The organism is Natronorubrum halobium, assembly GCF_051351675.1.
Classification (GTDB): domain Archaea; phylum Halobacteriota; class Halobacteria; order Halobacteriales; family Natrialbaceae; genus Natronorubrum.
On record NZ_CP195595.1, the window covers coordinates 1,655,557 to 1,679,931 of the forward strand.

Consider the following 24,375-nt stretch of genomic DNA (forward strand, 5'->3'; position numbering starts at 1 on the left):
TGCAAGGATGACACCGAAATCACGACCCACGACTGCGGTCACCGCGGAGGCGGTTCGCCGGACGTACCACCTCGCCGAGCCGGTTCACGCGATCGACGGCGTCTCGCTCGCGCTGGGCGAGGGTTCGTTCACCGCGGTGATGGGACCGAGCGGATCGGGGAAGAGCACGCTCATGAATCTGATCGGCTGTCTGGACACGCCGACCGAGGGACGGATCGAGATCGGCGGAAGGACGGTCGGGGCGCTCTCGGACGCCGAACGAGCGCAGCTTCGGGGTACCGAGATCGGCTTCGTCTTTCAGACGTTCAACCTCATGCCGCGGCTGACCGCCGCCGAGAACGTCGCTATGCCGCTGATCTTTCACGACACCGCCGACGAGAGCCGCCGCGAACGGGCCGAGACGCTCCTCGAGCGCGTCGGTCTCGGCGACAGACTCGAACACGAGCCGAGCGAACTCTCGGGCGGGCAGCGCCAGCGGGTCGCGGTCGCGCGGGCGCTGGCGAACGAACCGACGCTCGTGCTGGCGGACGAGCCGACGGGGAACCTCGACACGGAGACGGGACGGGAGATCATGGACCTGTTCGCGGAACTCAACCGCGAGGGGACGACGATCCTGCTGGTGACCCACGAACGACAGGTCGCCGAGCACGCCGACCACATCGTGCATCTGGTCGACGGACGGGTCGAAGCCGTCGAACGGCTCGGCGACGCGCGAGACGTGGCGGTAGGCGGCCGAGACGCCGGCGGCGAGCGGGACCCCGACGAGGAGGTGCGAACGGACCCATGAACCTCCGAGAGAGCCTGCGCATCAGTTGGCGGTCGATCCGATCGCACAAACTGCGGTCGACGCTGACGACGCTGGGCGTGATCCTCGGCGTCGCCGCCGTGATCACGTTCATGGTACTCGGCGGCGGGTTCACGGAGAGCGTCGTCGGCGACATCGAAGCCGATCAGGAGCCGGTGATGACGGTTCACACCCAGACGGAACCGGCAGAAGGCGTCGGGATCGTTCCGGTCGATACCCCGATATACACCGAGAGCGACGTCGAGGCCCTCGAGGAGCGAGCGGACGTCGCCTACGTCGCTCCCGAGGGCGAACTGGACGTCGTGCAAACGGCGACTGACGACGAACAGGTCACCGGCGTCATCGACACGCAGGCGACGAGCGCGGATCGGTTCGAGCACGAGGAGTTCGTCGAGGGCGAGCCGTTCGACGGTGAGGACGAGGCCGTCGTCAACGACCGGACGAGCCAACTGTTCGAGGAGAACCTCTCGGTCGGCGACGAGGTGACGCTCACGTTCCAGAACGGCGACGAGACGACCGTGACCGTCGCCGGCATCATCGAGGCCGAACTCGGCGAGCAGACGCCACCCCAGCTGTTCGTCCCCGTCGAACCGTACTACACGACGACGATCGAGACTCCCGACGGCGACGAGGAGCGGGCCTACCCGGCCCTCCAGGTGGGTGCCGAAGGGCTCGACAGCGTCGATCCGGCACAGGATGAGGTCGTCGACTACCTCGAGGACGAGTCCCACGCGGCGGAACTGAAACAGGAGGACGACGAGATTCTGGTCCAGACCCTCGAGGACGCCATCGAGCAGTTCACCGATATCGTCGATCAGCTCACGGTGTTCATCGGGGCCGTCGCCGCGATCGCGCTCGTGGTCGGATCGATCGGTATCGCCAACATCATGATCGTGAGCGTCACCGAGCGAACCCGCGAGATCGGCATCATGAAGGCCGTCGGGGCGACGAGACGCGATATCATGCAGTTGTTCCTCGTCGAGTCGGTCATCCTGGGACTGATCGGCGCGGCCGTCGGCGTCGCCGTCGGGCTCGGATTCGGCTACCTCGGGGTGGCCCTGCTCGAGTGGCCGATGGCGTACCCGATCGACTGGATTCTCGTCGCCATCGTCGTCGGGGTCGGCGTCGGCGTCGTCTCCGGGCTCTATCCCGCGTGGCGCGGTGCCCGCGTCGATCCGATCGAAGCGCTTCGCCACGAGTAACGCTCGAGCCCGATACCGGGACCGAGCTCGGCGCCGATCGAGCGCCCGACTTTTTCTCACTGGTTCGCGTTGCCCCGGGTATGGATGCAGGACTCATGGTGACGTCGTTCGGTGACGTCGATCAAGCGGACGTCGCCGTCCGCGCGGAAGAACAGGGGTACGACACCGTCTGGGTCGGCGAACTCTGGGGCGAGAGCGGCGTCGTGCAACTCGCCGAGATCGCGTGTCGAACCGACGAGATCGCGCTCGGCAGCGCGATCCTGAACGTCTACTCGCGCTCCCCCGCGGTCCTCGCGATGACCGCGGCGTCGCTGCAGCGAGCGTCCGACGGCCGGTTCACGCTCGGCGTCGGGACGAGCACCCCGAAAGCCGTCGAGGATCTCCACGGTATGGCCTTCGATCGGCCGGTCCGACGCGCCCACGAGACGATCGAACTCGTCCGCGAGTTCACCGGGGACGGCGGCCCCGTCGCCTACGAGGGGGAACTCCTCGAGGCCGCGGACTTCCCCTCGATCGACGTCCCCGTCCCGATCTACCACGCCGGTCTCGGTCCGGCGAACCGCCGCGTCGTCGGGCGGCTCTGTGACGGCTGGATCCCGCACAACATTCCATTCTCGCGGCTCGAGGAAGCCTTCGAGGAGGTCGCCGCCGCGGCTCGAGAGCGCGAGCGAGATCCGGACGAGATTACGATCGCGCCGTACGTCCCCGCGGCCGTCAGCGAGGATGCGAGCGAGGCCCGCGAGACGCTTCGCCGCCACGTCGCCTACTACGTCGGGAGCGGCGAGGGCTACCGGCGGGCGGTCGCGATGGCGTTCCCGGACGAGGCGGATCGCGTCGCCGAGGCGTGGCGCGGCGGCGACAAGCGCGAGGCCGCGGCCGCCGTTACCGACGCGATGCTCGAGGATCTCGGCGTCGCCGGAACGCCCGAGGACGCACGCGAGCAACTGCAGACGCTCGTGGCCGAGACGGGGATCGATCACCCGATCGTCGTGATTCCGGAACCGGCCTCGAGCGAACTCACCGAGGCGACGATCGACGCGCTCGCCCCCGAGCGGTTGTAGTCCGGCGTACCGGGTTCGAATCGGCGAGCCCTGCGAATCCCGGTACGACGTTTTTGGAGCGATCGGTCGAGAGCCTCGAGTGAGGAACGTCCTCGGATTCCATATGAGCGAGACTGAACCGACGAGCTACACGGACTTCATCGGCGAGGTACAGCACCGCATCGAGGCCGGCACGCAGGCCGAAGCCGTTCGAACGACGCGCGCCGTGCTCGAGACGATCGGCGAGCGCGTCGACGAGGGCGGCGCGACGGACATCGCCAGCCCGTTGCCGACTGAGATCGACCGCTATCTCCTGCAGGTCGATCACAGCGACAACTTCGACTTCGACGAGTTCGTCGAGCGGGTCATGGCCCGGATGAACTACGAGGACCTCGACCTCGAGACCGACTACGGCCGGCCGTCGGGCGTCGACGAACCCGACGCCGTGTTCCGCATCAAGGCCGTCGTCGCGCTCCTGAGCGAGACGGTTCCCGGCGGCGTCATCGCCAACGTCGAACAGCAGTTCCCCGAGGAGTTCGACGAGATGTTCGAACTCGTCGACGCCGAGGGACAGCCGTGGGAGCAACAGGAACCCTAGGCGGCGACGGCCGGCGTCTCCCATAGCGGCGGTACGCCGACCGTCGCTTCCGCTCGGCCACTGTCACCCATAGCGGCGGTACGCCGACCGTCGCTTCCGTTCGACCACTGTCACCCACTCCCGGCGGCAAACGGCGTCGTGACACGGTATCGGCCACGGCGATCGACTTGCCGCGCTCGAGTCACTGCTATTCCTTCCCCAGCTACCTGCTGCTGCGGTGAACATTTATCTCGTGTGAGGGACCCGTATCCGTATGGTCGGCCGGATCGCTCCGTCGGAATACTTCCCGGACCGCGCACCGACGTGGACGGAAGTCGGACTCTGCGTTCTGGTAGTCGTCGGCTTCCTCCCGCAAATCCACGTTCGCTCGGCGATATCGTGGCCCGCAGTACTCGTCGGATTCCTCGCGACCGCCGTCGCGCTCGGTCCGGGCGCCAACTCCGCCCTCGGTGAGAGAGTTGGACAGTGGTTTACGCGCATCGGGATCGGTGGCCGGGCCGTCGTCATCGTCCTGTACGCGATCGGCGTCGTCGTACTGGTCCGATCCGATTCGATACCGAGCGAACCGCTCGTCGACGTCGGATACGGAGTGCTTCTGGCCGGCGTCCTCTACGTGGTCGCGTACGTCGCGTGGGCCGGTGAGGTGTCCGGGTGGGGGTGGGAAACCGGTCGGGAGTGAGCCGAACCGACGCACCGCCTCGAACGACTACTCGAGACCCACTCGACACCCCGTCCCCGCCGATTCGTAGGCGGCCTCGATCGCCCGCAGATCCGCGACCCCGTCCGCACCGTCGGGTTCCGGATCCGCGCCGGTCAGCACGCAGTAGCCGAAGTAGTCGAACTCCTCTCGGACCTCGTCCACCGGCGGTCCCGTGTACTCCATACGAACGTCGCCGCTCTCGACGACCATCGCCTGAGGGACGACGCCGCCGAACGGCGACTCGATGTGGATCTTCCCCTCCGTGCCGACCAACTCGAGTTGGCTGCTGGCGTGGGCGTCGAAGCTCGCGGTACAGGAGGCCGTCGCACCGGTGTCGAACTCGAGTTGGAAGGCGACGTGTTCGTCGACGGCGTCGAACGGCTCGCCGCTCGAGTGGATCGTCGCATACACGCCCTCTGGATCGCAGTCGAGCAGGAATCGGGTCGTGTTGAGGGGGTAGACGCCGAGGTCGACCAGCGCGCCGCCGCCCGCGAGATCGGGGTCGAGCCGCCAGGAGTCGGGACCGGCGTGCGCCAATAGCGGATGCGAGAAGCCGCCGTGGACCTGCACGACGTCGCCGATGACGCCGTCGCCGACGAGTTCTCGCGTGCGGCGGACCGTCGGCTCGGTCTGCAGGCGATACGCGGTCATCAGCGTCACGCCGGCGTCGGTACAGGCCTCGACGACCTCTCGGGCGCGCTCGAGGCTCGTATCGAGGGGTTTCTCGCAGATGACGTGCTTTCCGTGCTCCGCGGCCGCGATAGCGTACGTGCCGTGAGTGGCGTTCGGCGTCGCGACGTAGACCGCGTCGTACGTGTCCGCGTAGTCGCCGGCCAGAAACGCGTCGTAGTCGACGACGTGCGGGACGTCGAACGACTCCGCGACGGCTCGCGTCCGGTCGGGCGAGCCGGTGACGAGCGTCGTCGTCTCGCAGTAACTGCCGTCGGCGATCCCGGGCAGCGCGCGGTTCCGGGCGAACCCACCGACGCCGATCACGGCGAGGCGAACTGTTCCGTCGGGCGACTCTCGCTCCCAGTCCCTTCCTGTGAAGTCCGCGAAGGCGTCCTCGAGTGCCATACGCGTTCTACGTGCCCGAACGAAAAGTCAGCAGCGGCGGCTCGACGCCGAATCAGCACGGCTCATCTATTAGCAACGCTGAACAACCGATTCTGAGTTTTCAACAACCGTATCAGCGGATGGTATTCTCCCATGGGCGGGTATCGAAGGAAAAAGTTATTCAATAGCGGCCTGTGATGTGTAGTCAACCACAGGTGACGTAATATGGTCAAAATGGAAACGGCGGAGCTGGACACCGATCTGAGTCTGTTCAAATACGACAACCTCGAGCAGTTGCCGCCCCGCTACCGGGAACTCGAGGAGGCGGAACGGACCGAACGCATCGAGGCGGCGCTTGAGGAACTCGGCGACGACGTCGTGATCCTCGGGCACAACTACCAGCGACGCGAGATCGTCGAGCACGCCGATTTCGTCGGCGACTCCTATCAGCTCTCGAAAGAGGCCGCCGAGGCCGACGCCGAGTACGTGATCTTCGGCGGCGTCACGTTCATGGCCGAGAGCGCGGACATCATCACCGACGACGACCAGACGGTCATCCTCCCGAGCATGGAGGCCTCCTGTCCGATGGCCGGGATGGCCGAGGCCCTGCAGGTCGACAGCGCGTGGGCCGAGATCACGGCCGCCGCGCCAGACGCGAATATCGTCCCGATCACCTACATGAACTCCTACGCGGACCTGAAGGCCTTCTGTGCGAGCCAGGGCGGCCTCGTCTGCACGTCCTCGAACGCGCACAGGGCGTTCGAGTACGCCTTCGAGAAGGGCGACAAGGTGCTCTTTCTGCCCGACAAGCATCTGGGAGAGAACACCGCACACCGGATGGGGCTGGAAGACGAAATCGCCGAGTGGGATCCGTGGGATCCCGACGGCAAGGACGCCGAGGAAGTCGCCGAGAGCGACATCATTCTCTGGGACGGCTACTGCCAGGTTCACGAGCGGTTCCGCGTGGATCACATCGATCAGGTTCGGGCCGACCACGACGACGCGAAGGTCATCGTCCACCCCGAGTGCCGCCGCGAAGTCGTCGAGGCTGCGGATAAAGCGGGTTCGACCGCGACAATCTGCGAAACCGTCGCGACCGCCGACCCCGGCGACACGTGGGCCATCGGCACCGAGATCCACCTCACGAACCACCTCCAGCGCTGGCACCCCGAGGTGAACGTCCTCCCGCTGTGTGGCGACGCCTGCATGGACTGCAACGCGATGCGCCAGATCGATCCCAACTACCTGACGTGGGTGCTCGAGGAACTCGTCGCGGGCCGCGAACGCAACGTGATCGAGGTCGCCCCCGAGGAGAAGGAACTCGCGGGCGTCGCACTCGAACGAATGCTCGAGATCTAAGCCAGACCCATGACTGACACAGACACGACGCCGGAAACCGCGGACGTCCTCGTCGTCGGCAGCGGAATCGCGGGCTGTGCGGCCGCCCTGTCGGCTGCACGCGAGGGTGCAGACGTCCTGCTCTTGACCAAGGCCGAACGTCCCGACGGCGCCAGCACCGACTGGGCTCAAGGTGGCATCTCGACGACTCGCGGCGATCCGGAGAGTCTCAAGGCGGACATTCTCGAGGCAAGCGATGGAACCGCCGATCCGGACGCGGTCGACGTCCTCGTCGAGAACGCCGACGACGCCGTCGAGGACGTGTTACTCGAGACCCTCGGGATCGAGTTCGACGAGACGAGCGAGGGCGAGTTCGACTACACCCGGGAGGCTGCCCACTCGAACTACCGCATCCTCCACGTCGACGCCGCGACGGGGACGCACATCCTGCGGCCGTTCCTGAACCACATCGACGATCACGACCGGATCGAGGTTCGGCAGGATACCGCCGCGCTCGAGTTGATTACGCACGAAGGGCGAGTCCACGGCGTTCTGAGCGACGAAGATCCGACGGGGCATCCGATCTTCGCCGGGACGACCGTCCTCGCGACGGGCGGCATCGGCGCGCTCTACACGCGCTCGACGAACCCCGACGACGCTACTGGGGATGGAATCGCGATGGCCGCGCTCGCCGGGGCCGAGGTGGCGGACCTCGAGTACGTGCAGTTCCACCCCACCGCCTACGATGGGGACGATCCGTTCCTGCTCTCCGAGGCACTGCGCGGCGAAGGGGCCGTACTGCGAAACGGAGATGACGAGCGGTTCATGGACGACTACCACCCCGACGCCGAACTCGCGCCGCGGGACGTCGTCGCCCGCGCGGTCGAAACCGAACGCCAGCAGACGGGCGAGGTCGTGCTCGACGTGAGCCCGCTCGAGTTCGCCGAGGAGTACCCCGCCATCGAAGCGAAGTGTCGCGACCGCGGTATCGAAGGAGACGAGATTCCGGTCGCGCCCTGCGAGCACTTCCTGTGCGGCGGCATCGACGTCGACGAGAACGGGCAAACGTCGCTCGATCGACTGTACGCCGTCGGCGAGTGTGCTCGGACCGGTGTTCACGGGGCGAACCGGTTAGCGAGTACGAGTCTGCTCGAGGGACTCGTCTGGGGACTCCGTGCCGGTGAAGATGCCGGTACATCTGGAGCCGACCCCGAAATCGTCGAGGCACCCGACCTCCGCGACAGCGACCCCGACCTTCCGGAGCGCTTCGCCGCGGAGAAGTCGATCCGCCTGAAGCGGACGATGGACGAGTATCTGGGCCTCGAGCGAGATCCGGACGAAATCGCCCGCGCGAGCGCCGTCCTCCGGCGGCTCAAGGGCGAGGTCGACGCCTACATTCGCACGCGGACGGCTCGGGACCTGTACGAACTCCGGAACGCGAGCGTCGTGGCTCTGCTTATCGCCCGCGCGGCGAGCGAGAATACGGAATCGACCGGCTGTCACTACGTCGTGAACGACCCGGACGAATCGCCCGGTGAACCCGAACAGCCGGCGGACGACTGAACCCAAATGATCACCGACGCACAGGTCGAACGCTGGCTCCGCGAAGATATCGGCCACCACGACGTCACGAACCAGGTGCCGGGCGAGACGACCGGCCGCCTCGTCGCGAAGGAATCCGGCATCGTCGCCGGCCTCGAGGCCGCGACGGCCGTCTTCGACTATCTCGGCGTCGAGGTGTTCGAGTCGCTCGCGGACGGCACCTCCGTCGAGTCGGGAGACGAGGTGCTCCGCGTCGAGGGGCCTGCACGCGAGGTGCTTCGAGGCGAACGCGTCGCCGTGAACCTGGCGGGCCACGCGTCGGGAATCGCGACCCGAACGCACACCGTCGTGGAACGCGCCCGCACCGAATCCGACGACGTGCGAATCGCTGCGACTCGCAAGACCACGCCCGGCCTCCGTGGCCTCGAGAAGCGCGCCGTCGTCGCGGGCGGCGGCGACACCCACCGGCTCGATCTCTCACACATGGTGATGGTGAAGGACAACCACGTCGCGGAGCTAGGACTCGAGGGAGCGATCGAACACTTTCAGAACCGGACGTCGTTCGCGACGAACCTCGACGTCGAGGTCGAGACCGTCGACGACGCGCCGCGGGCGGCCGCGGCCGGCGCGGACATCGTCCTGCTGGACAACATGACTCCCGGCGAGACCCGCGAGGCGGTCTCGCTGCTGGCCGACTACGAGGGCGTCCTCGCCGAAGCCAGCGGCGGGATCACGCTCGAGACCGTCGCCGACTACGCCGCGACGGGCGTCGACGTCGTCTCGATGGGATCGCTCACGCACTCGGCGCCGTCGCTGGATCTGTCGTTCCGGACGGGCGAGTGACTGCCGGTCGGTATCACCGAATCGCCTTTTTCGCTCGAGCGATCAGTGCCCTCCGTGACGGAGTCGATCCGAATCTGCGAGGACCACGGCGCGTTTTCGGCCGATCACGGACACTGTCTCGTCTGTGATTCTCGCGGCCGGCAGGTACTCTCCGGGGACCAGCGCCGCCGTCTCTCGAAATTCGTGAGCGGCGCGCTTCGACACTTTCCGGACGACGTCGGCCTCGAACTCGACGATCACGGCTGGACGGGCTACGCGGATCTCGTCGCGGCCGTCGAGCGGAAGTACGACTGGGCGCGGCCGCGACACGTCGACGCAGTGATCGCGACCGATCCGAAGGGGCGGTTCGAGCGGGCGGCAACCGGTTCGAACGAGGCGGTCGACGACGGTCGTGTTCGGGCGTCCTACGGCCACTCCGTCGACGTCTCCCTCGAGTCGACCGATGCCCCGGTGCCCGACGAACTGTATCACGGTACCGCACCCGAGGCGCTCCGATCGATTCTCGAGGAGGGGGTGCAGCCCGTGTCCCGCCAGCACGTCCACCTCTCGGGGAACCTCGAGGAAGCGCGACGCGTCGGTCGGCGTCACGCGAGTGAGCCGGTCGTCCTCGTCGTCGACGCCGCAGCGATGCTCGCGGACGGCCACCGGATCGCGAAACGCGGGCGAGAGACGTACACGACCGACGAGGTGCCGCCGACGTATCTCTCGAGGTGACGAGAGGACCGCGTGAGGAGAGTCCCGTCCACCTCGCGTTGCGTCTGCGGGTGTGGCGCTTTTCCACACTCGGCGGGTAGCATCGCCGTATGACAGACCTCCCGTTGACACCCGAATCAGGTTGGAGTTCGCTGTATCTCGCGGGCGAGTGGATCGAGCCCGGCGACCGGGAGTCGATCGCGGTCGAGAACCCCTACACGCGCGAGGAGATCGCGACCGTTCCCGCCGGGACCGAAGACGACGTCGATCGCGCCTACGAGGCCGCGAGCGAGGCCCAGACGGAGTGGGCCCAGCAACCGCCCCAGGCCCGAGCGGGCGTGATCACCGCGGCGATCGAGTTCGTCCGCGAGCACCGTGAGGAGATCGCAGAACTGCTGGCCGTCGAGTCGGGCAGCACGCGGGTCAAGTGCGAAGCCGAGCTGCAGACCGCGACGGGGATGATGCAACAGGCGGCGAGCTACCCCTTCCGGATGGACGGCCAGCACATGGAGTCGACGATTCCCGGGAAGGAGAACATCGTCGAGCGCCAGCCCGCCGGCGTCGTCGGCGTCATCTCGCCGTGGAACTTCCCGCTGCATCTCTCGATGCGAGCGGTCGCGCCGGCGATCGCGACCGGGAACTCGGTCGTGCTCAAACCGGCCTCGAGCACGCCGATCACCGGCGGCCTGCTCCTGGCGCGGATCTTCGAGGAGGCCGGCGTGCCGGAGGGCGTCCTGAGCGTCGTCACCGGGCGCGGCTCCGACGTCGGCGACGCGATCTCCGACCACGAAATCCCGCGCGTACTCGCCTTCACGGGCTCGACGGAGATCGGCCAGCGAGTCGCCGCGAACGCGGCCGGAAACTGCGCGTTTCCCGCGCTCGAACTCGGCGGCAACAACGTCCACGTCGTCACCGAGAACGCCGATCTGGATCGCGCGGTCGACGGGGGCGTCTTCGGTTCGTTCCTCCATCAGGGCCAGGTTTGCATCTCGACCAACCGCCATCTCGTTCACGAGGACGTCTACGACGACTACGTGGGGATGCTCACCGATCGAGCGGCGAACCTCCCGACCGGCGATCCGACCGACGAGGATACCGTCATCGGACCGATTATCGACGAAAGCCAGCGCGATCAGATCCTGGAGTACGTCGAGACCTCGGTCGACGACGGGGCGACCCTCGAGACCGGCGGCGAGCACGACGGACTCGTGGTCGAGCCGACGGTCCTCTCCGACGCGGACAACGACATGGCCGCGGCGTGTAACGAACACTTCGGCCCCGTCGCACCCGTGATACCCTACTCGAGCGACGAAGAGGCGATCGAACTGGCGAACGACACCATCCACGGGCTGTCCGGATCGGTCCACAGCGAGGACCTCGCGCAAGCCCGCTCGATCGCCGACGGCATCGAGACGGGGATGATCCACATCAACGACCAACCGATCAACGACGAGCCCCACGTTCCCTTCGGCGGGATGAAGCAGTCCGGACTGGGTCGGTACAACGGCGAGTCGATTCTCGAGGAACTGACGACGACGAAGTGGATCTCGGTCCAGCGCGAGTCTCGAGAGTACCCGTTCTAGCTCGCTGCCGTCGACCGTCCCGATTTCAGTCGAACCACGAGACCAGTCGGCTCCAACTCCAGACGACGAGTGCGAGCAGGGCCGCGGCGATCAGGAAGTACAGCGGGACTGCGTCGGCTGCAGGTCCGTGGGTCGGCACGACGTAGTCGAGCAGGCCGGTTCGATAGAGCAGTCCAACCGCTGCGAGGACGAGCAGCGAACCGACGACTACGGCGACCGCCAGTCGATTGTTGGCGATCCGCGACTGCTCTCGATCCGGGTCGGACATCGGGCTATCGACTGCGGTAGCGGTCGCTGACCTGAAACGGTTGTACCTGCACCCTCCGGGAGGCCGGTCCGGTTCGATAGACCGGTTCGATCCAGCCCCGCCCGTTCGACGGACGCAAGAACGTTCTTACTGCGTGGCGTGTTACGGAACAGACAAAGATGGTCTCACTGGACAGGAGACGGCTGCGGTCGACGAGGTGGCAGGATAGCGCGGCGTGGTTCGTCGCCGTGCTCGGAATCGCACTCGGGACCGCCGGACTGGTACAGGTCTATCGCTATCCCGAACCGATCGTCATTCAATCGATCGAGAGTCTGCTCGTGATCGCGCCGGCACTCGCACTCGTCTACGCGGGCTACCGGGTCACGACGCGGCGGCGTCCCTACGAGGACCAGTGGTCGATCGCGACGTGGTGTCTCGTCGGCTGTCTCACCGCCGGCCTCCTCGTCGCGGGCTACCTGCTCGCGGAGTGGCTCGTCGGAAACGCCGCCACCGACTCGTCGCTCCTGCTGATCGTCGGCATGCTGAGCGGCGGCGTCGTCGGATTCGCCGCGGCGGTGGCGAACCAGGACCACACCGTCGAACTGGGTACGCTCGAGGACCGGGACGTCGAGGACGAACGCGGCGAGATCGGTTCCCTCTCGCCGCGGGAACGAACCGTCGCGAGTCTCGCGTCCGATACGCGAGCCTGGTACACCCTCCAGGCGGTGTTGCTCGCCGACCGACCGCTCAGCGTCGAGACGATCGCGTCCCAGATCGCGTCGCTCGAGCGGACGAGCGAAGAGGCGGTCTACCTCGATCTCGTTCACAGCCGACTGCCGAAACTGGCGGCAGACGGCGTGCTCGAGTACGACTCGGCGAGTGGCGTCGTTCGGGCCCCGGATTCGGACGAACCGATTCTCGCCACCATCGAAGCGCTCGCTCGACTGCCTGACGAGGGGCAGTCGTCGGCCGCGGAGTGATTTTTCGGACGACGAAAATCGACGCGTCTCGATCGCTCGCCGTCGGGAGAGAAGCCCGCGACGCGATTTGACGACGAAGAAGCCCGGCTAGCCGTTTCTCTCGTCGAGATTCACGGAGATGTTTTTGGTCTGGAGGTACGAATCGAGCGCCTCGAGTCCCTTCTCGCGGCCGATCCCGCTCTTTTTCGTTCCGCCGAAGGGCGTTTCGGTCGATCCGCCGAACCACTCGTTCACGTAGACGCTCCCGGCGTCGATCCGTCGAGCCACGTTCAACGCCCGTTTGATGTCCCGGGAGAACACGCCACCGGTCAGCCCGTACTCGACGTCGTTTGCGATGTCGATCGCTTCCTCACGATCGGCGAACGGGAGTACCGTAAGAACCGGGCCGAAGATCTCCTCCTGTGCGATTCGCATGTCATTGTCCACGTCCGAAAAGACCGTCGGCGGGACGAAGTGGCCGTCTCGATCGAGGGGCTCTCCACCCGTCTCGAGGGTGGCCCCCTCGTTCGTCCCGACATCGATGTACTCGAGGACGGACTCGAAGTGTTCAGCGTGGTTGAGCGGACCCATATCCGGATCGTCCGTACCGGGACCGAGCGTGTACGACTCGGCCCGGTCGACGATTCGCCCGACGAACTCGTCGTAGATCGATTCGTGGACGAGCGCTCGATCGGCCGCCGAGCAGATCTGACCGGCGTTCGTAAAGATTCCCGTCGAAACCCAGAACACGGCCTCGTCGAGATCCGCGTCGGGCATCACGATGGCGGGATTCTTCCCGCCTAACTCGAGGGTTACCGGAGTGATCGTTTCGGCCGCAGACTGCATCACCGCCTCGCCCGTGGGGACGCTCCCGGTGAACGTGAGTTGGTCGACGCCGTCGTGCGAGGAAAGTTCGACGCCCGGTTCCGCTCCGCCCGCCACGACGTTGAGGACGCCATCGGGAACGCCGGCGTCCGCACAGATCTCCGCTAAGTGGAGCGCAGAGAGCGGCGTCGTCGGTGCCGGCTTGACGACGATCGTATTTCCGGCTACCAGTGCAGGTGCCACACCGCGGGCCGTGATACTCAGCGGGAAATTCCACGGGACGATCTGACCGCTCACCCCGTACGGCTCCCGAGTCGTCAGATCGAGTTTGTCCTGTCCGAGCGGAATACTCTCCCCCTCGAGTTTGTCGGCGGCTCCCGCGTAGTACTCGAAGTAACGGGCTGCTCCTTCGATATCGTCGCGAGCCTGTGCGAGCGGTTTTCCCTGATCCCGACTCTCGATCGTCGCGAGTTCGTCCGCGTGTTCCCGAATGCGTTCCGCGATCCGGTGGACGATCTGACCGCGTTCGACGGGCGACTTCGACCGCCACGCCGGAAGGGTGTTCCGAGCCGCCGTTATCGCCCGATCGACGTCTTCAGACGTCGCTGCTGCAACCCGTGCGATCGTTTCACCCGTCGCCGGATCCGTCGTCGGAAAATACTCTTCAGCGGACGCATTCGCGGATTCGGTACCGATAACCAACTCGTAGCGCTCTTTCGTTGCGATTACCATGGGTATCAACAGCGGACTCGAGCGGCGTTCCGTCGACGAGAGTTTCCGCTGCAAACAAACCGATGAGCTTGAGCCCAATAATAACACCTATCAAAATTTGGTTATGTTAACTTATTCTAGTTTCGTTTAGTCGTAAATGCGGCAATTATGTATCTTGATGTGGTTAATACCACCCAAAACGTACAGGTTGTTCCTCCGAGGCCGAAAACTGGCTATTTCGGTGCCGCAACAGACGGCGGTCGGAATCGGTATCGGTCCAATCACGATACGTCTGACTGAGAGAGTACAGATACCGGTCGGTAGTCGCGATCTGCTTCGATACCAACTGGTTCCACGGCGAAACGTAGTCTCCGTGCCGTTCCCCTGCTATCCAAACCTATTTCACCCCGGAATCTGTCGTAGTATCCATGACGATACAACGGCGGCAGTTCATCGCCGCGATCGGGAGTGGTGCTGCGGTCGGAGTCGCAGGTTGTGCGGCCATCGGGGGCGACGACGACGATACCGGTCCGGAGATCAGCGGGGAAACGCTGACGCTTACCACGACGACGAGTACGGACGACACCGGTCTCCTCGACGAACTCAACGCGCCGTTCGAAGACCGATACGGCGTTACCGTCGATGCCGTCGCTCAAGGAACGGGGGCGGCGCTCGAGACCGCTCGAAACGGCGACTCCGACGTGGTGATGGTCCACGCCCGGTCGCTTGAGGACGAGTTCATGGAGGAGGGATACGGCGTCAACCGTCGCGACATCATGTTCAACGACTTCGTCATCGTCGGGGAAGCAGACGATCCTGCCGAAATATCCGGCGAGGATGACGTCGAAACGGCACTGACGGCGATCGCCGAGACGGAGTCGAGGTTCTGGTCTCGCGGCGACGAATCCGGAACCCACACGAAAGAACTCGAACTCTGGAACGAAGCCGGGCTGGCTGTCGAGGAGTTCGGCGAGTGGTACGCCGATGGCGGTGGAGGGATGGGAGAAATTCTGAACCAGGCCAATATGGAAGGTGGCTATACGTTGAGTGATCGCGGAACGTTCCTGAGCATGCGAAACGAGATCGACCTCGAGATTCACGTCCAGGGACCCGTCGGGGGCGGGCCGGAGCCGCTCATGAACCCGTACGGAATCGTCGCCGTCAACCCCGCCGTTCACGACAACGTCGAGTACGACCTCGCGATGGCGTACATCGGCTACATCACGAGCCTCGAGGGGCAGGAGATCATCGAGGGGTACACGGTCGAAGACGAGCAACTCTTCTTCCCGGAGGCGATCTCGGAGGAACCGAACTTTCGACAGTACGTCCCCGCGGGGTGGAGCGGGGCGGACGCCGACGAGTAAGTTCTCACGTGATGCCGTTCGAAGTCAGTACACTCGCGGTGTTCGCCGATTTCCCCTTCGAGTGGAACTACATTCGCAGTATCATCTCCGTCTCGCTGTACGTGAGTCTGATCGCGGTCGCGCTGAGCACGCTGTGTAGCCTCCCGGTCGCACTCCTCGTCGGCTTCAAGGAGTTTCGCGGGAAGACGCTGCTCACGTCGCTCATCAACACCGGGATGGGCTTTCCCAGCGTCGTCGTCGGTCTCCTCGTCCTCTTTGCCGTCTCGAACCAGGGGCCCCTCGGCTCGTTCGACCTCGTGTTCACCACCGAGGCGATGATCATGTCCCAGTTCGTGCTCGCGACGCCGGTCATCGCCGGCGTGAGCCTCGCCGCGGTCAGCAGCGTCGAGCAGAACGTCCGAGATGCGGCGTACGCGATGGGCGGGACGAGGACGGACGTCGCGTTCGTCACCATCAAGGAAGCACGCTACGGGATCGCGACGGCCGTGCTGGCGGGTTTCGGCCGCGCGATCAGCGAAGTCGGTTCCGTTCTCATCGTCGGGGGCAACATCGCCCGTTCGGACGGGACGTCGGTCACCCGGACCCTCACGACGGCGATCCAGCTCGAGGCCCGGCAGGGCCGGTTCGAGACCGCGATGGTACTCGGCGCGATACTGCTCGTCCTCGTACTGGCCGTCAACGCGATCGTGGTTCGACTCGGCAGCAACGGCGGAGGGCGGTACCGATGACGCTTCGCGCGACGGACGTCCACCACGGCTACGGCGACGAGACCGTCTTCGAGGACGTCTCGCTGTCGGTCTCGCCCGGCGAAGTCGTCGCGATCATCGGTCCCTCCGGCGTCGGGAAATCGACGTTGCTCCGACTGCTCGCGCTGTTCGACGCGCCCGACGACGGATCGATCGAGTACGACGGAACCGACGTCTGGGCGGTCGGCGACCGCGAGCGACTCGAGTATCGGCGTCGAATCGGCATGGTCTTCCAGGAGGCCAGCCTCTTCGACGCGAGCGTCGCCCGCAACGTCGAGTACGGCCTCCGGGTTCGCCAGTCGTGGGCGGACCGCATCCGACACGAACTCGCGAGTCTCGTCGGGGCCGAAAACGGCACCGCCGACGTGTTCGACGCGCTCACCACCGTCGGATTGGGTGACAAGGTCGACCAGGCCGCCTCGTCGCTCTCGGGCGGCGAGGCCCAGCGCGTCGCGTTCGCCCGGGCCCTCGCGTACGAACCAGACGTGCTCCTCCTCGACGAGCCGACGTCCGACCTCGACCCGCGAAACACGGCCGTCCTCGAGGAGGCGATCCTCGACGCGCGGAATCGGGGCATCGGCGTTACGATTGCCACGCACGATATGCACCAGGCCGAACGGATCGCAGATCGGATCGCCGTGCTTCTCGAAAACGAAATCATCGAGGTCGGGCCGACCGAAACGGTGTTCGAGGCGCCGAGCGACGAGCGAACGCAGAAGTTCATCGACGGAGAATTGATCTACTGATGACGATCGAAAAGGAGTACACGACGAAACTGTCGGTCGACGGCGTGACGATCGACCGCCGCGACTTGGCGATGCTCGAGGCGATCGACGAGCACGGCTCGATGCACCGCGCGGCCGACGAACTGGGGCGCTCGTACGCGCGCCTACAGAATCGGATCGTCGAGATCGAAGACGCCGTCGGCCCGGTTACCGAGCGCCGACGCGGCGGCCGCGGCGGCGGCGGGACAGTACTGACGCAGAACGCCCGCGACCTACGCCAGCGATTCGAACGACACGAGGCCGAACTCGACGGCGTCGCCCGGGTGACGGAGTCCGTTATTTCGGGTCCCGTCCAGGACCGAACGGGGGAACTCGCGACCGTCGAGACGGCGATCGGCTCGATACTGGCGCTCGTTCCCGAAGATGCGAGCGAGGTGCAGGTCGGCATCCGCTCCGACGCGGTCGTGCTGACCGACCCCGACGAGACCCCTCGAGCCGACGACACCAGCCTTCGCAACCAGTTTTCGGGTACCGTCGCGGACGTCGAATCGGGCGATGAGATCGATCGGGTGACGGTTCGACTCGGGGACGAGGTGACGCTCCAGGCGCTCGTCACTCGAGCCAGCACGGAGCGACTGGGACTCGGGACCGGACGGTCGATTACGGCGTCGTTCAAAGCGACGGCCGCAAGGGGGATTTCGGTCGGCTCGAGTTCGGAGACGTAGCGGCGGTCCGGACTCGAGGAGCACCGCGATAGGCACGACCGCCTCGAGCATCCGATCCGAAGCTGACGAATGTCCCGAAAACTGAACAGACAGCCTCTCGTGGACAGGTTTAATGGCGGTGTCTGTGCAAGCGGTACGTAGGATGGGGGTACTCGATACGCTGCGATCAGGACGGAGTACAGGGCTGTACGAATGTCGATACTGCGGAAACAAACCGACGGGACCCGTCGACGAGTGCCCCCACTGCGGATCGGGGGAGATCGCTCACTACGACATTTAACGGGGACAGTAATGCGACCCGGTTACCGACTTCGAGACGGATGCTCGAGCAGCTCGTCCGGCGGCCAACTCTCTAACTCCGCCGCCGCATCGAATAGCTGATCCACGCACTCTTCGTCGGTAAATGCTACCTCTCCGTCGTCCCAATCGATGTCGACGAGACCCACCTCTCGTAACTGTGGGAAGTGCGTGTGAACCAAGCGAACGTGGGCACGCTCGACCTTCTCGTCGGTAATTCGCTCGGGATCGATTCGATGTCTCCGAACGTCAATCTGTTCCGAGAGGTCTTTTACAGTAGCGTTCCCGTCCTTTTTGCAAAGTTCGTGGAGAACGAGTTGACGGTCAGCGCTGGCGAGAAGTCTAAACGCTTCCGTCTGTTTCACCATATCGGAGGCATACTCCCCAGTAGGAAAGTGCCACTGCCTGTTGTTATAGGGTGTAACGATTTGAGAGACCACTATCGTTGGTCTCTCTGATAACACTGATCGATCAAGTATACACAACTCGTACTTCATCTACAAAAGTTGAAGCCGTACAATTACCGCTATCAAGTTGTTTGTTCTCTCGAGTGATTTTGTACGTGGGATCAGATCCGACTCAGATGTCCCGTTATTTATTTCATCGACGTGCGGTATTCGCCCGTTCTGAGGTGGTTCTTCCCCGGTTAGGAGAACTGAATAGCCTTCGTTTACTGCCACGTTTCTCGAACGCACGGAAATCAGTAGACGGCACGGTCGTCTACTGCGAGGGAAGGGATTTGAACCACAGTCGTTTCGCTTCGCTCCACTCCCTGATTCAAATCCCTCCGTTTCGCATACACGACTCTCACGGTCGTTCGAGTCGGTATGCGAGGGAAGGGATTTGAACCCTCGGACCCCTACGGGAGCGGGTCTTAAGCCCACCGCCGTTGGCCTGCTTGGCTACCCTCGCACAGAAGGCAGTCGTCCGTTAGCCGTGCGGTGGGATGTGCGTTTCGATGTTTCGGCCGCGAACGGCGTACCCGAGGGACGGCGCAACGGCGGGACGACCGAGACGTCGACGCGCAGCAGATATGAGGCCAAAAATCTCTTGGATATGTCACTTTCTCCGGCGAGAGTACGTCGCACTCGAGATCGGCCTCAATCCCGTCATCTGGGGCGTCATTTTCATCCTGGGCGACGCGATCGGCTTCATCACGCCACCGTACGGGCTGAACCTCTACATCATCAGCGGCCTGACGGACATCGACTACATGGTCGTCGCCTACCGCGTCCTGCCGTACCTCGGCGGACTGCTGGCGCTGTTGTTCGTCCTCCTCGCCGTTCCCGAGGTGAACGTCCTCGCCTGATCGGGCTACTTTTTCTACCAGTCGACGCTCAGCGTCCCGTCGCCGTGAGGATCCGGCGCGATCTCCTCGTCGGTTCGGCGGTCGACGACGTGGATGCAGCCGTCGTCTTTCTTCGCCGGGCACACTTCGGCCGCGCGGATATTGTGCTCGAGATCCGCCTCGTCGATAAAGTACTCGTTCGGTTGGGCCATGCCCGACGCGATGGACATCTCCCAATTGTCGCTGACCTCGGCGCACTTGCCCGCGCCGAAGCACTTGTTCGCCTCGAAGATGATCTTGTAGGGCTTCTCCTCGATTGGCGGCGCGTCCGACGAGCCGACGTCGCTCGCGCGCTGGATACCGTCATCGTCGCTCATTACGTGACGGTTCGGCTGCGTCGCCTTTCGCGTTACGGTCGGCGCGAAGGAAGTCTCGAACGAACCCGGGCCGTCGGCTCACGACGTCGGCGCCTTCGGCTCGGGGAGGTCGTACGTTACGCCGGTCAACTCGCGCGAGACGTCCCACAGCCGGCGAGCCGTCTCGCGGTCATACGACCGCTCCGAGGAGGCCTGCCGTTCGGGGGAGCCGCGCATGTTCGCGAGCCCGCCGGGACCGTAGTACGCGCCGCCCGCCGCGTCCGACGCGGTCGCGGCGTACAGCGTCGGGAGCGCGCCCTTCTCGGCCGACTGGGCCAGAACGGCGTTCATGAGTCGTCTCCCCAGCAACCGGAGCCGGGAGCCGCGCCCCTCGATCCCGCGGAACTGCAGTTGCGTGTTCGCGTAGCCGGGATGGACTGCGAGGCTCTTGGCGTTCAGGCCGGCCGTGAGAAACCGGCGCTCGAGTTCGTACGCGAACAGCAGATTGGCGAGTTTCGACTGGCCGTAGGCGTCCCACCTGTCGTACGTTTGCTCGCCGTGGAGGTCGTCGAAGTCGATCTCGCCGCGCTCGTGGAGGCCGCTCGAGACCGTCACGACCCGCGCGGGCTCCGATTCGGGAGCCGTGTGCAACTCGTCGAGCACCAGTCCCGCGAGCGCGAAGTGGCCGAGATGATTGACGCCGAACTGAGTCTCGAACCCGTCCTCGGTCTCAGACCGCGGGATCGCCATCGTTCCGGCGTTGTTGATCAGGACGTCGATCGCCTCCCCCGCGAGGCGCTCGGCGAAGGCGCGGATCGACTCGAGACTCGCTAGATCGCACGCCTCGACGCGGAGGTCGGCGTCGGCAACGTCCCCGCGGACGTCTTGCGCTGCATCATCGCCGCGGTCGGTGTCTCGACAAGCCATGATCACGCTCGCGCCGTTCCGGGCGAGTTCGCGGGTCGCCTCGAGACCGATCCCGCTGTTGGCACCCGTGACGACGATCGTTCGGCCGTGCAGGTCGGGTACGTCGTCGGCTGTCCAGTTCACACCGTCTCTGACGCGTGCATTCTCCCTAAACGTACGGACTGCGTTTCCCACGGTCGGCTACCGTTCGCCGTGTTCAATGAGCGTCTCCGGGCCTGTTGTGGGAGATGATCCTGCCGTAGATGGTCCCCGGTCCCCAAGTGACGCAGTTGAGCGACTCCGTCGGTGTGGCGTTCGGATCTTATCCAACAGGTTATATTCACAGTTGGCCTGACAAACATTTATGAGTGCTTTTGTGGTCTGTTGCATATCGCAATGACTTCGCTGCACTCGTCGACCGTGAACCGACGGACCGTTCTGACAGGATTCGGCGCAAGCCTCAGCACTCTCGCGATCGCGGGCTGTACCGACGACACCGACGGAGACGAAGCGACGACGGAGAATTCGGATCCGAACTCGGACTCGGATTCAGATTCGGACGACGACTCTTCGACCGATATCCACGCGGAGTACGAGTCGACCGACGTTCGCGTGACGGACTCCGACGGCGACGAACTGGGTGAAGTGACGGCGGCGATCGCCGACACGCCGGAACTGCAACAGCTCGGGCTGAGCGACACCGAGGAGTTACCCGAAGACCGCGGCATGCTGTTCGTCTACGAGACGGTCGAGGACCGAGAGTTCTTCATGCGGGAGATGTCGTTCGGGATCGACATTATCTTCGCCGACGACGAGGGTGTTATCACGGATATTCATCACGCGCCGGAGCCCGGGCCGGACGAGGACGGCAGCGAACAGACCTACCCCGGTCGGGGACAGTACGTGCTGGAAGTCGCCTACGAGTGGACCAGCGAGCGCGACGTCGAGGAGGGTGACCGCCTCGAGTTCGAGCTGTAGCCATCGATCGCTGGGACGGCAGTGTTCGGAGAGAGCGATCGATCTCGCACTCGAGACGCCGCGGATTTACGGCATCAATGGTTGGTGATGCGGTTTTCGTCGTTTGGACAGGAGTGTGAAACCGAACCGTCCGATTCGGTAAGTACGTCTGCATACGTACCTTTTTGCGCCTCGGGTTCGCTCGCTTCGCTCACTCACCTCTCAGCGCAAAAATCTACGCTAAAAAGGCCGCTCGCTCCCGTTGGTCGCTCGCGGGTGCTGCGCTTGCGACGCGACCGCAGTGATACGTCCTTGAACTGTACTGAGCGGTGTGTGCTTGACCTGTACGCACCCCGAGTCCCGCGAGGGTGTTCTGAACGACGGACCCGTGCTCCCGGCTGTTGTTATTCGTCGCCGACGGAGACCGACTCGAGCACGACCGCCTCCCGCGGCCGGTCGTTCGCGTCGGTATCGACGCTGCCGATTTCCTCGACGACGTCCATTCCGTCGGTGACCCTACCGAAGACGGAGTGGCGGCCGTCGAGGTGTGGCTGAGCGTCGAGCGTAACGAAGAATTGCGAGCCGTTGGTGTCGGGACCGGAGTTGGCCATGCTCAGAACCCCTTCGTCGTCGTGGCGCAGGTCGTCGTGAAACTCGTCGTCGAACTGATAGCCGGGACCGCCGCGGCCGGTGCCGAGCGGATCACCGGTCTGGATCATGAACCCCTCGATAACGCGGTGGAAGCGCACGCCGTCGTACAGCGGTTCGCCCGCCACCTCTTCGCCCGTCTCGGGATCGGCCCATGGCCGTTCGCCGGTCGCGAGACCGACGAAGTTGTCGACGGTGCGGGGGACGCGGTCGGCGTAGAGTTCGACCTCGACGTCGCCCGTGCTCGTGTGCAGTGTCACCGTCAGCACGTCGGCCGTACTCGAGCCCGCGTTCGACTCCGTCGCGTCGTCCCCGCTGCGCTCCCCGTCGTCTCGAGCGGTGTTCACGCAGCCGGCGAGGGCGACGCCGAGAGTCGAGCCGGTCGCTGCGAGCAGCGTTCGTCGGTGATGCGGTCGTCGGTGGAGGCTGATACCGCTCGTGGGTCTCGTGATAAAATAACGATATCGGATTCCGACGTGATCGGCGCGAGGATTACTCGTAGTCGACGGAGACCGACTCGAGGACGACGTCCTCTTTGGGTTCGTCGTTTCGGCCGGTGTCGACGCTGCCGATCTCTTCGACGACGTCCATCCCGTCGGTGACTTTGCCGAAGACGGAGTGACGGTCGTCGAGGTGTGGCTGGGCGTCGAGCGTGATGAAGAACTGCGAGCCGTTGGTGTTCGGCCCGGAGTTCGCCATGCTCAGGACGCCGGCGTCGTCGTGGCGGAGTTCGTCGTGGAACTCGTCGTCGAACTGGTAGCCGGGGCCGCCGCGACCGGTCTCGGTCGGGTCGCCGCCCTGAATCATGAAGTCCTCGATGACGCGGTGGAACGCGACGTCGTCGTACAGCGGCTCGCCGTCGACTTCCTCGCCCGTCTCGGGATCCTCCCAGGTCTTCCCGCCGGTCGCGAGACCGACGAAGTTGTCGACGGTTCGCGGCGCGCGTTCGTCGTACAGTTCGACATCGATGTCTCCCTTGTTGGTGTGGAGGGTCGCAGTAACGTCTCCCATAGCTTCAGCGACGGCGGGCCGACAGAAAACGGTAGTGGTCTCGAGTTGTGACGCCCTCGCGGAATCTCGAGCCGTCGCGAAACCGATCAGGAGGGACGACCGGGTGACGACAGACGGCCGCAGCTACATACCGCGGGACGTGGAACGGCGAACCATGAACACGCGAAGACGGTTCTGCTCACCGCACAGCGCGGACTGCGAGGTTCCTACTCGTGCGAACCACGGCGGGTGGTTCGCATGACCGCCGCGACGCACACGGCCGAGGAAGTGACGCTCGCGCGATTCCCTTCCGGCGTGGAACTCACGACGACGGTTCACACGTACGACGGCGCCGAGGACGGGCCGACACTCTACGTTCAGGCGGCCCAGCACGGCCGCGAGATCAACGGTACCGAGACGCTCCGCCGGTTTCACGAACAGCTGCCGCTCGAGTCGCTGTCGGGGACGATAATCGCGGTGCCCGTCGCGAATCCGCTGACGTTCGATCTCGTCTCCTACATCACGCCCGAAGAGTTCGACAGCGTCAACCCCAACATGAACCGGATCTGGCCGGGCGACGAGGACGGCAGCCTCCACCAGCGGATGGCCGCCCGCCTCTGGACGGAGATCGAGGCGGCCGACGCCGTCGTCGACCTCCACACGGGCAGTCCCGATATGCACCCCCACGTCGTCTATCGGGAGGGCGACCGGGACGCCCGCGACCTCGCCGAAGCGTTCGGGACCGACCTCCTGCTCTCCGAGGAGGCCGACGAGGACGCCTCCGACGAGTGGCACCGACGCGGCTTCGGGGGAAAGCTCCGCGTCGCCGCCGCTCAGGAAGGCATTCCCTCGATCACGCCCGAACTCGCGTACAACAAGCAGATCCTCGAGAACGCCGTCGAGATCGGCGTCGACGGCCTGCTGGACGTCTGCCGATACCTCGGAATGCTTCCCGGTGAGGTGCCCGACCGCGACCAGACGGTCGCCCGCAACCACCTCGGACAGGTCACCGCCGACAGCGGCGGCCTGTTCCGGCCGGAGCCCTCGCTCGAGGTCGGTCAGGAGATCGAGAAGGGGACGTGGCTCGGTACGGTGTACGAGCCGACGACCTACGAACCGCTGCAGGAGGCGACGGCGGATCGGGACGGAATCCTCTACGCACTCACCCGCGAATCGACGGTCATCGCTGGCGACCAACTCGCCAGCGTCGCGCTGGTTCGCGAGGAATGAC

At 65.0% G+C, this 24,375-nt stretch carries 26 protein-coding genes and 1 tRNA gene; 18 read left to right on the forward strand and 9 right to left on the reverse strand.

What is annotated here, in order from left to right; all coding sequences use genetic code 11:
• Window positions 1-7 precede the first annotated feature (7 nt).
• The 5 genes from ACSFC7_RS08130 (at window position 8) to ACSFC7_RS08150 (ending at window position 4,324) form a co-directional block, all read left to right on the forward strand.
• Window positions 8-787 (forward strand): ABC transporter ATP-binding protein, encoded by a 780-nt coding sequence (locus ACSFC7_RS08130; RefSeq protein WP_436347210.1) that lies wholly within the window; start codon window positions 8-10, stop codon window positions 785-787.
• Window positions 784-2,007 (forward strand): ABC transporter permease, encoded by a 1,224-nt coding sequence (locus tag ACSFC7_RS08135; RefSeq protein WP_436347211.1) that lies wholly within the window; start codon window positions 784-786, stop codon window positions 2,005-2,007. Before ACSFC7_RS08130 ends, ACSFC7_RS08135 begins: the two co-directional genes overlap by 4 nt.
• A gap of 80 nt (window positions 2,008-2,087) precedes the next feature.
• On the forward strand, window positions 2,088-3,068 hold the full coding sequence (locus ACSFC7_RS08140; protein WP_436347212.1) for an LLM class flavin-dependent oxidoreductase: 981 nt from the start codon (window positions 2,088-2,090) through the stop codon (window positions 3,066-3,068).
• A 103-nt stretch (window positions 3,069-3,171) separates the two neighbouring features.
• Window positions 3,172-3,645 carry a DUF2267 domain-containing protein gene (locus tag ACSFC7_RS08145; RefSeq protein WP_436347213.1) on the forward strand — a complete coding sequence of 158 codons (474 nt, stop codon included), beginning with the start codon at window positions 3,172-3,174 and terminating at the stop codon, window positions 3,643-3,645.
• A 253-nt stretch (window positions 3,646-3,898) separates the two neighbouring features.
• Window positions 3,899-4,324, forward strand: coding sequence for a hypothetical protein (locus ACSFC7_RS08150; RefSeq protein ID WP_436347214.1), 426 nt, complete (start codon window positions 3,899-3,901; stop codon window positions 4,322-4,324).
• Window positions 4,325-4,351: 27 nt separating this feature from the next.
• On the opposite strand, the gene gfo6 is transcribed toward ACSFC7_RS08150, so the two are convergent.
• The gene (gene gfo6, locus ACSFC7_RS08155; RefSeq protein WP_436347215.1) at window positions 4,352-5,422 is read right to left on the reverse strand and encodes a D-xylose 1-dehydrogenase Gfo6; all 1,071 of its coding nucleotides are present in this window, start codon (window positions 5,420-5,422) and stop codon (window positions 4,352-4,354) included.
• Window positions 5,423-5,626: 204 nt separating this feature from the next.
• Here gfo6 and nadA point away from each other — a divergent pair, with 204 nt between their 5' ends.
• From nadA to ACSFC7_RS08180, 5 genes are all read left to right on the forward strand, one after another.
• The gene (gene nadA, locus ACSFC7_RS08160; RefSeq protein ID WP_436347216.1) at window positions 5,627-6,760 is read left to right on the forward strand and encodes a quinolinate synthase NadA; all 1,134 of its coding nucleotides are present in this window, start codon (window positions 5,627-5,629) and stop codon (window positions 6,758-6,760) included.
• Window positions 6,761-6,769: 9 nt separating this feature from the next.
• A complete protein-coding gene (locus ACSFC7_RS08165) occupies window positions 6,770-8,302 on the forward strand; it encodes an L-aspartate oxidase (protein WP_436347217.1) in 1,533 nt (510 codons plus the stop codon).
• A gap of 6 nt (window positions 8,303-8,308) precedes the next feature.
• Window positions 8,309-9,124 (forward strand): carboxylating nicotinate-nucleotide diphosphorylase, encoded by an 816-nt coding sequence (gene nadC / locus ACSFC7_RS08170; RefSeq protein ID WP_436347218.1) that lies wholly within the window; start codon window positions 8,309-8,311, stop codon window positions 9,122-9,124.
• Between the two features lie 54 nt (window positions 9,125-9,178).
• Window positions 9,179-9,838 (forward strand): RNA 2'-phosphotransferase, encoded by a 660-nt coding sequence (locus tag ACSFC7_RS08175; protein ID WP_436347219.1) that lies wholly within the window; start codon window positions 9,179-9,181, stop codon window positions 9,836-9,838.
• Between the two features lie 89 nt (window positions 9,839-9,927).
• Window positions 9,928-11,400 carry an aldehyde dehydrogenase family protein gene (locus ACSFC7_RS08180; RefSeq protein ID WP_436347220.1) on the forward strand — a complete coding sequence of 491 codons (1,473 nt, stop codon included), beginning with the start codon at window positions 9,928-9,930 and terminating at the stop codon, window positions 11,398-11,400.
• Between the two features lie 25 nt (window positions 11,401-11,425).
• Here ACSFC7_RS08180 and ACSFC7_RS08185 read toward each other — a convergent pair whose 3' ends face one another.
• The gene (locus tag ACSFC7_RS08185; RefSeq protein WP_436347221.1) at window positions 11,426-11,668 is read right to left on the reverse strand and encodes a hypothetical protein; all 243 of its coding nucleotides are present in this window, start codon (window positions 11,666-11,668) and stop codon (window positions 11,426-11,428) included.
• A 158-nt stretch (window positions 11,669-11,826) separates the two neighbouring features.
• Between ACSFC7_RS08185 and ACSFC7_RS08190 the strand changes: the two genes are divergently transcribed.
• Complete coding sequence (locus tag ACSFC7_RS08190) at window positions 11,827-12,627, forward strand: DUF7344 domain-containing protein (RefSeq protein WP_436347222.1); 801 nt, start codon at window positions 11,827-11,829, stop codon at window positions 12,625-12,627.
• 87 nt (window positions 12,628-12,714) lie between these two features.
• Here the strand turns inward: ACSFC7_RS08190 and ACSFC7_RS08195 are convergent, their stop codons facing one another.
• Window positions 12,715-14,163 carry an aldehyde dehydrogenase family protein gene (locus ACSFC7_RS08195; RefSeq protein WP_436347223.1) on the reverse strand — a complete coding sequence of 483 codons (1,449 nt, stop codon included), beginning with the start codon at window positions 14,161-14,163 and terminating at the stop codon, window positions 12,715-12,717.
• Between the two features lie 407 nt (window positions 14,164-14,570).
• Here ACSFC7_RS08195 and ACSFC7_RS08200 point away from each other — a divergent pair, with 407 nt between their 5' ends.
• The 4 genes from ACSFC7_RS08200 to ACSFC7_RS08215 are packed head-to-tail and all read left to right on the forward strand — an operon-like array spanning window position 14,571 to window position 17,702.
• Window positions 14,571-15,506: a substrate-binding domain-containing protein gene (locus tag ACSFC7_RS08200; RefSeq protein WP_436347224.1), complete on the forward strand. Its 936-nt coding sequence runs from the start codon at window positions 14,571-14,573 to the stop codon at window positions 15,504-15,506.
• Between the two features lie 11 nt (window positions 15,507-15,517).
• Window positions 15,518-16,234, forward strand: coding sequence for an ABC transporter permease (locus tag ACSFC7_RS08205; protein WP_436347225.1), 717 nt, complete (start codon window positions 15,518-15,520; stop codon window positions 16,232-16,234).
• The gene (locus ACSFC7_RS08210; protein WP_436347226.1) at window positions 16,231-16,998 is read left to right on the forward strand and encodes an amino acid ABC transporter ATP-binding protein; all 768 of its coding nucleotides are present in this window, start codon (window positions 16,231-16,233) and stop codon (window positions 16,996-16,998) included. Before ACSFC7_RS08205 ends, ACSFC7_RS08210 begins: the two co-directional genes overlap by 4 nt.
• Window positions 16,998-17,702: a TOBE domain-containing protein gene (locus ACSFC7_RS08215; protein WP_436347227.1), complete on the forward strand. Its 705-nt coding sequence runs from the start codon at window positions 16,998-17,000 to the stop codon at window positions 17,700-17,702. The genes ACSFC7_RS08210 and ACSFC7_RS08215 overlap by 1 nt, the downstream gene beginning before the upstream one ends.
• A 302-nt stretch (window positions 17,703-18,004) precedes the next feature.
• Here the strand turns inward: ACSFC7_RS08215 and ACSFC7_RS08220 are convergent, their stop codons facing one another.
• Together ACSFC7_RS08220 and ACSFC7_RS08225 are read right to left on the reverse strand one after the other, a co-directional pair.
• Window positions 18,005-18,496 carry a DUF7344 domain-containing protein gene (locus ACSFC7_RS08220; RefSeq protein WP_436347228.1) on the reverse strand — a complete coding sequence of 164 codons (492 nt, stop codon included), beginning with the start codon at window positions 18,494-18,496 and terminating at the stop codon, window positions 18,005-18,007.
• Between the two features lie 331 nt (window positions 18,497-18,827).
• Window positions 18,828-18,911, reverse strand: a tRNA-Leu gene (locus ACSFC7_RS08225).
• A gap of 121 nt (window positions 18,912-19,032) precedes the next feature.
• On the opposite strand from ACSFC7_RS08225, the gene ACSFC7_RS08230 reads away from it, so the two are divergent.
• Window positions 19,033-19,308: a TRAP transporter large permease subunit gene (locus tag ACSFC7_RS08230; protein ID WP_436347229.1), complete on the forward strand. Its 276-nt coding sequence runs from the start codon at window positions 19,033-19,035 to the stop codon at window positions 19,306-19,308.
• Between the two features lie 14 nt (window positions 19,309-19,322).
• On the opposite strand, the gene ACSFC7_RS08235 is transcribed toward ACSFC7_RS08230, so the two are convergent.
• Window positions 19,323-19,664 carry a ferredoxin gene (locus ACSFC7_RS08235; RefSeq protein ID WP_436347230.1) on the reverse strand — a complete coding sequence of 114 codons (342 nt, stop codon included), beginning with the start codon at window positions 19,662-19,664 and terminating at the stop codon, window positions 19,323-19,325.
• Between the two features lie 78 nt (window positions 19,665-19,742).
• Window positions 19,743-20,693: an oxidoreductase gene (locus ACSFC7_RS08240; RefSeq protein WP_436347231.1), complete on the reverse strand. Its 951-nt coding sequence runs from the start codon at window positions 20,691-20,693 to the stop codon at window positions 19,743-19,745.
• A gap of 252 nt (window positions 20,694-20,945) precedes the next feature.
• Between ACSFC7_RS08240 and ACSFC7_RS08245 the strand changes: the two genes are divergently transcribed.
• Window positions 20,946-21,527 carry a DUF192 domain-containing protein gene (locus ACSFC7_RS08245; protein WP_436347232.1) on the forward strand — a complete coding sequence of 194 codons (582 nt, stop codon included), beginning with the start codon at window positions 20,946-20,948 and terminating at the stop codon, window positions 21,525-21,527.
• A 383-nt stretch (window positions 21,528-21,910) separates the two neighbouring features.
• Here the strand turns inward: ACSFC7_RS08245 and ACSFC7_RS08250 are convergent, their stop codons facing one another.
• On the reverse strand, window positions 21,911-22,423 hold the full coding sequence (locus ACSFC7_RS08250; RefSeq protein ID WP_436347927.1) for a peptidylprolyl isomerase: 513 nt from the start codon (window positions 22,421-22,423) through the stop codon (window positions 21,911-21,913).
• Between the two features lie 223 nt (window positions 22,424-22,646).
• Window positions 22,647-23,165, reverse strand: a complete 519-nt coding sequence (locus ACSFC7_RS08255; protein WP_436347233.1) for a peptidylprolyl isomerase — start codon at window positions 23,163-23,165, stop codon at window positions 22,647-22,649.
• A 237-nt stretch (window positions 23,166-23,402) separates the two neighbouring features.
• Between ACSFC7_RS08255 and ACSFC7_RS08260 the strand changes: the two genes are divergently transcribed.
• The gene (locus ACSFC7_RS08260; RefSeq protein ID WP_436347234.1) at window positions 23,403-24,374 is read left to right on the forward strand and encodes a succinylglutamate desuccinylase/aspartoacylase family protein; all 972 of its coding nucleotides are present in this window, start codon (window positions 23,403-23,405) and stop codon (window positions 24,372-24,374) included.
• The last annotated feature ends 1 nt before the right edge of the window (window position 24,375 follow it).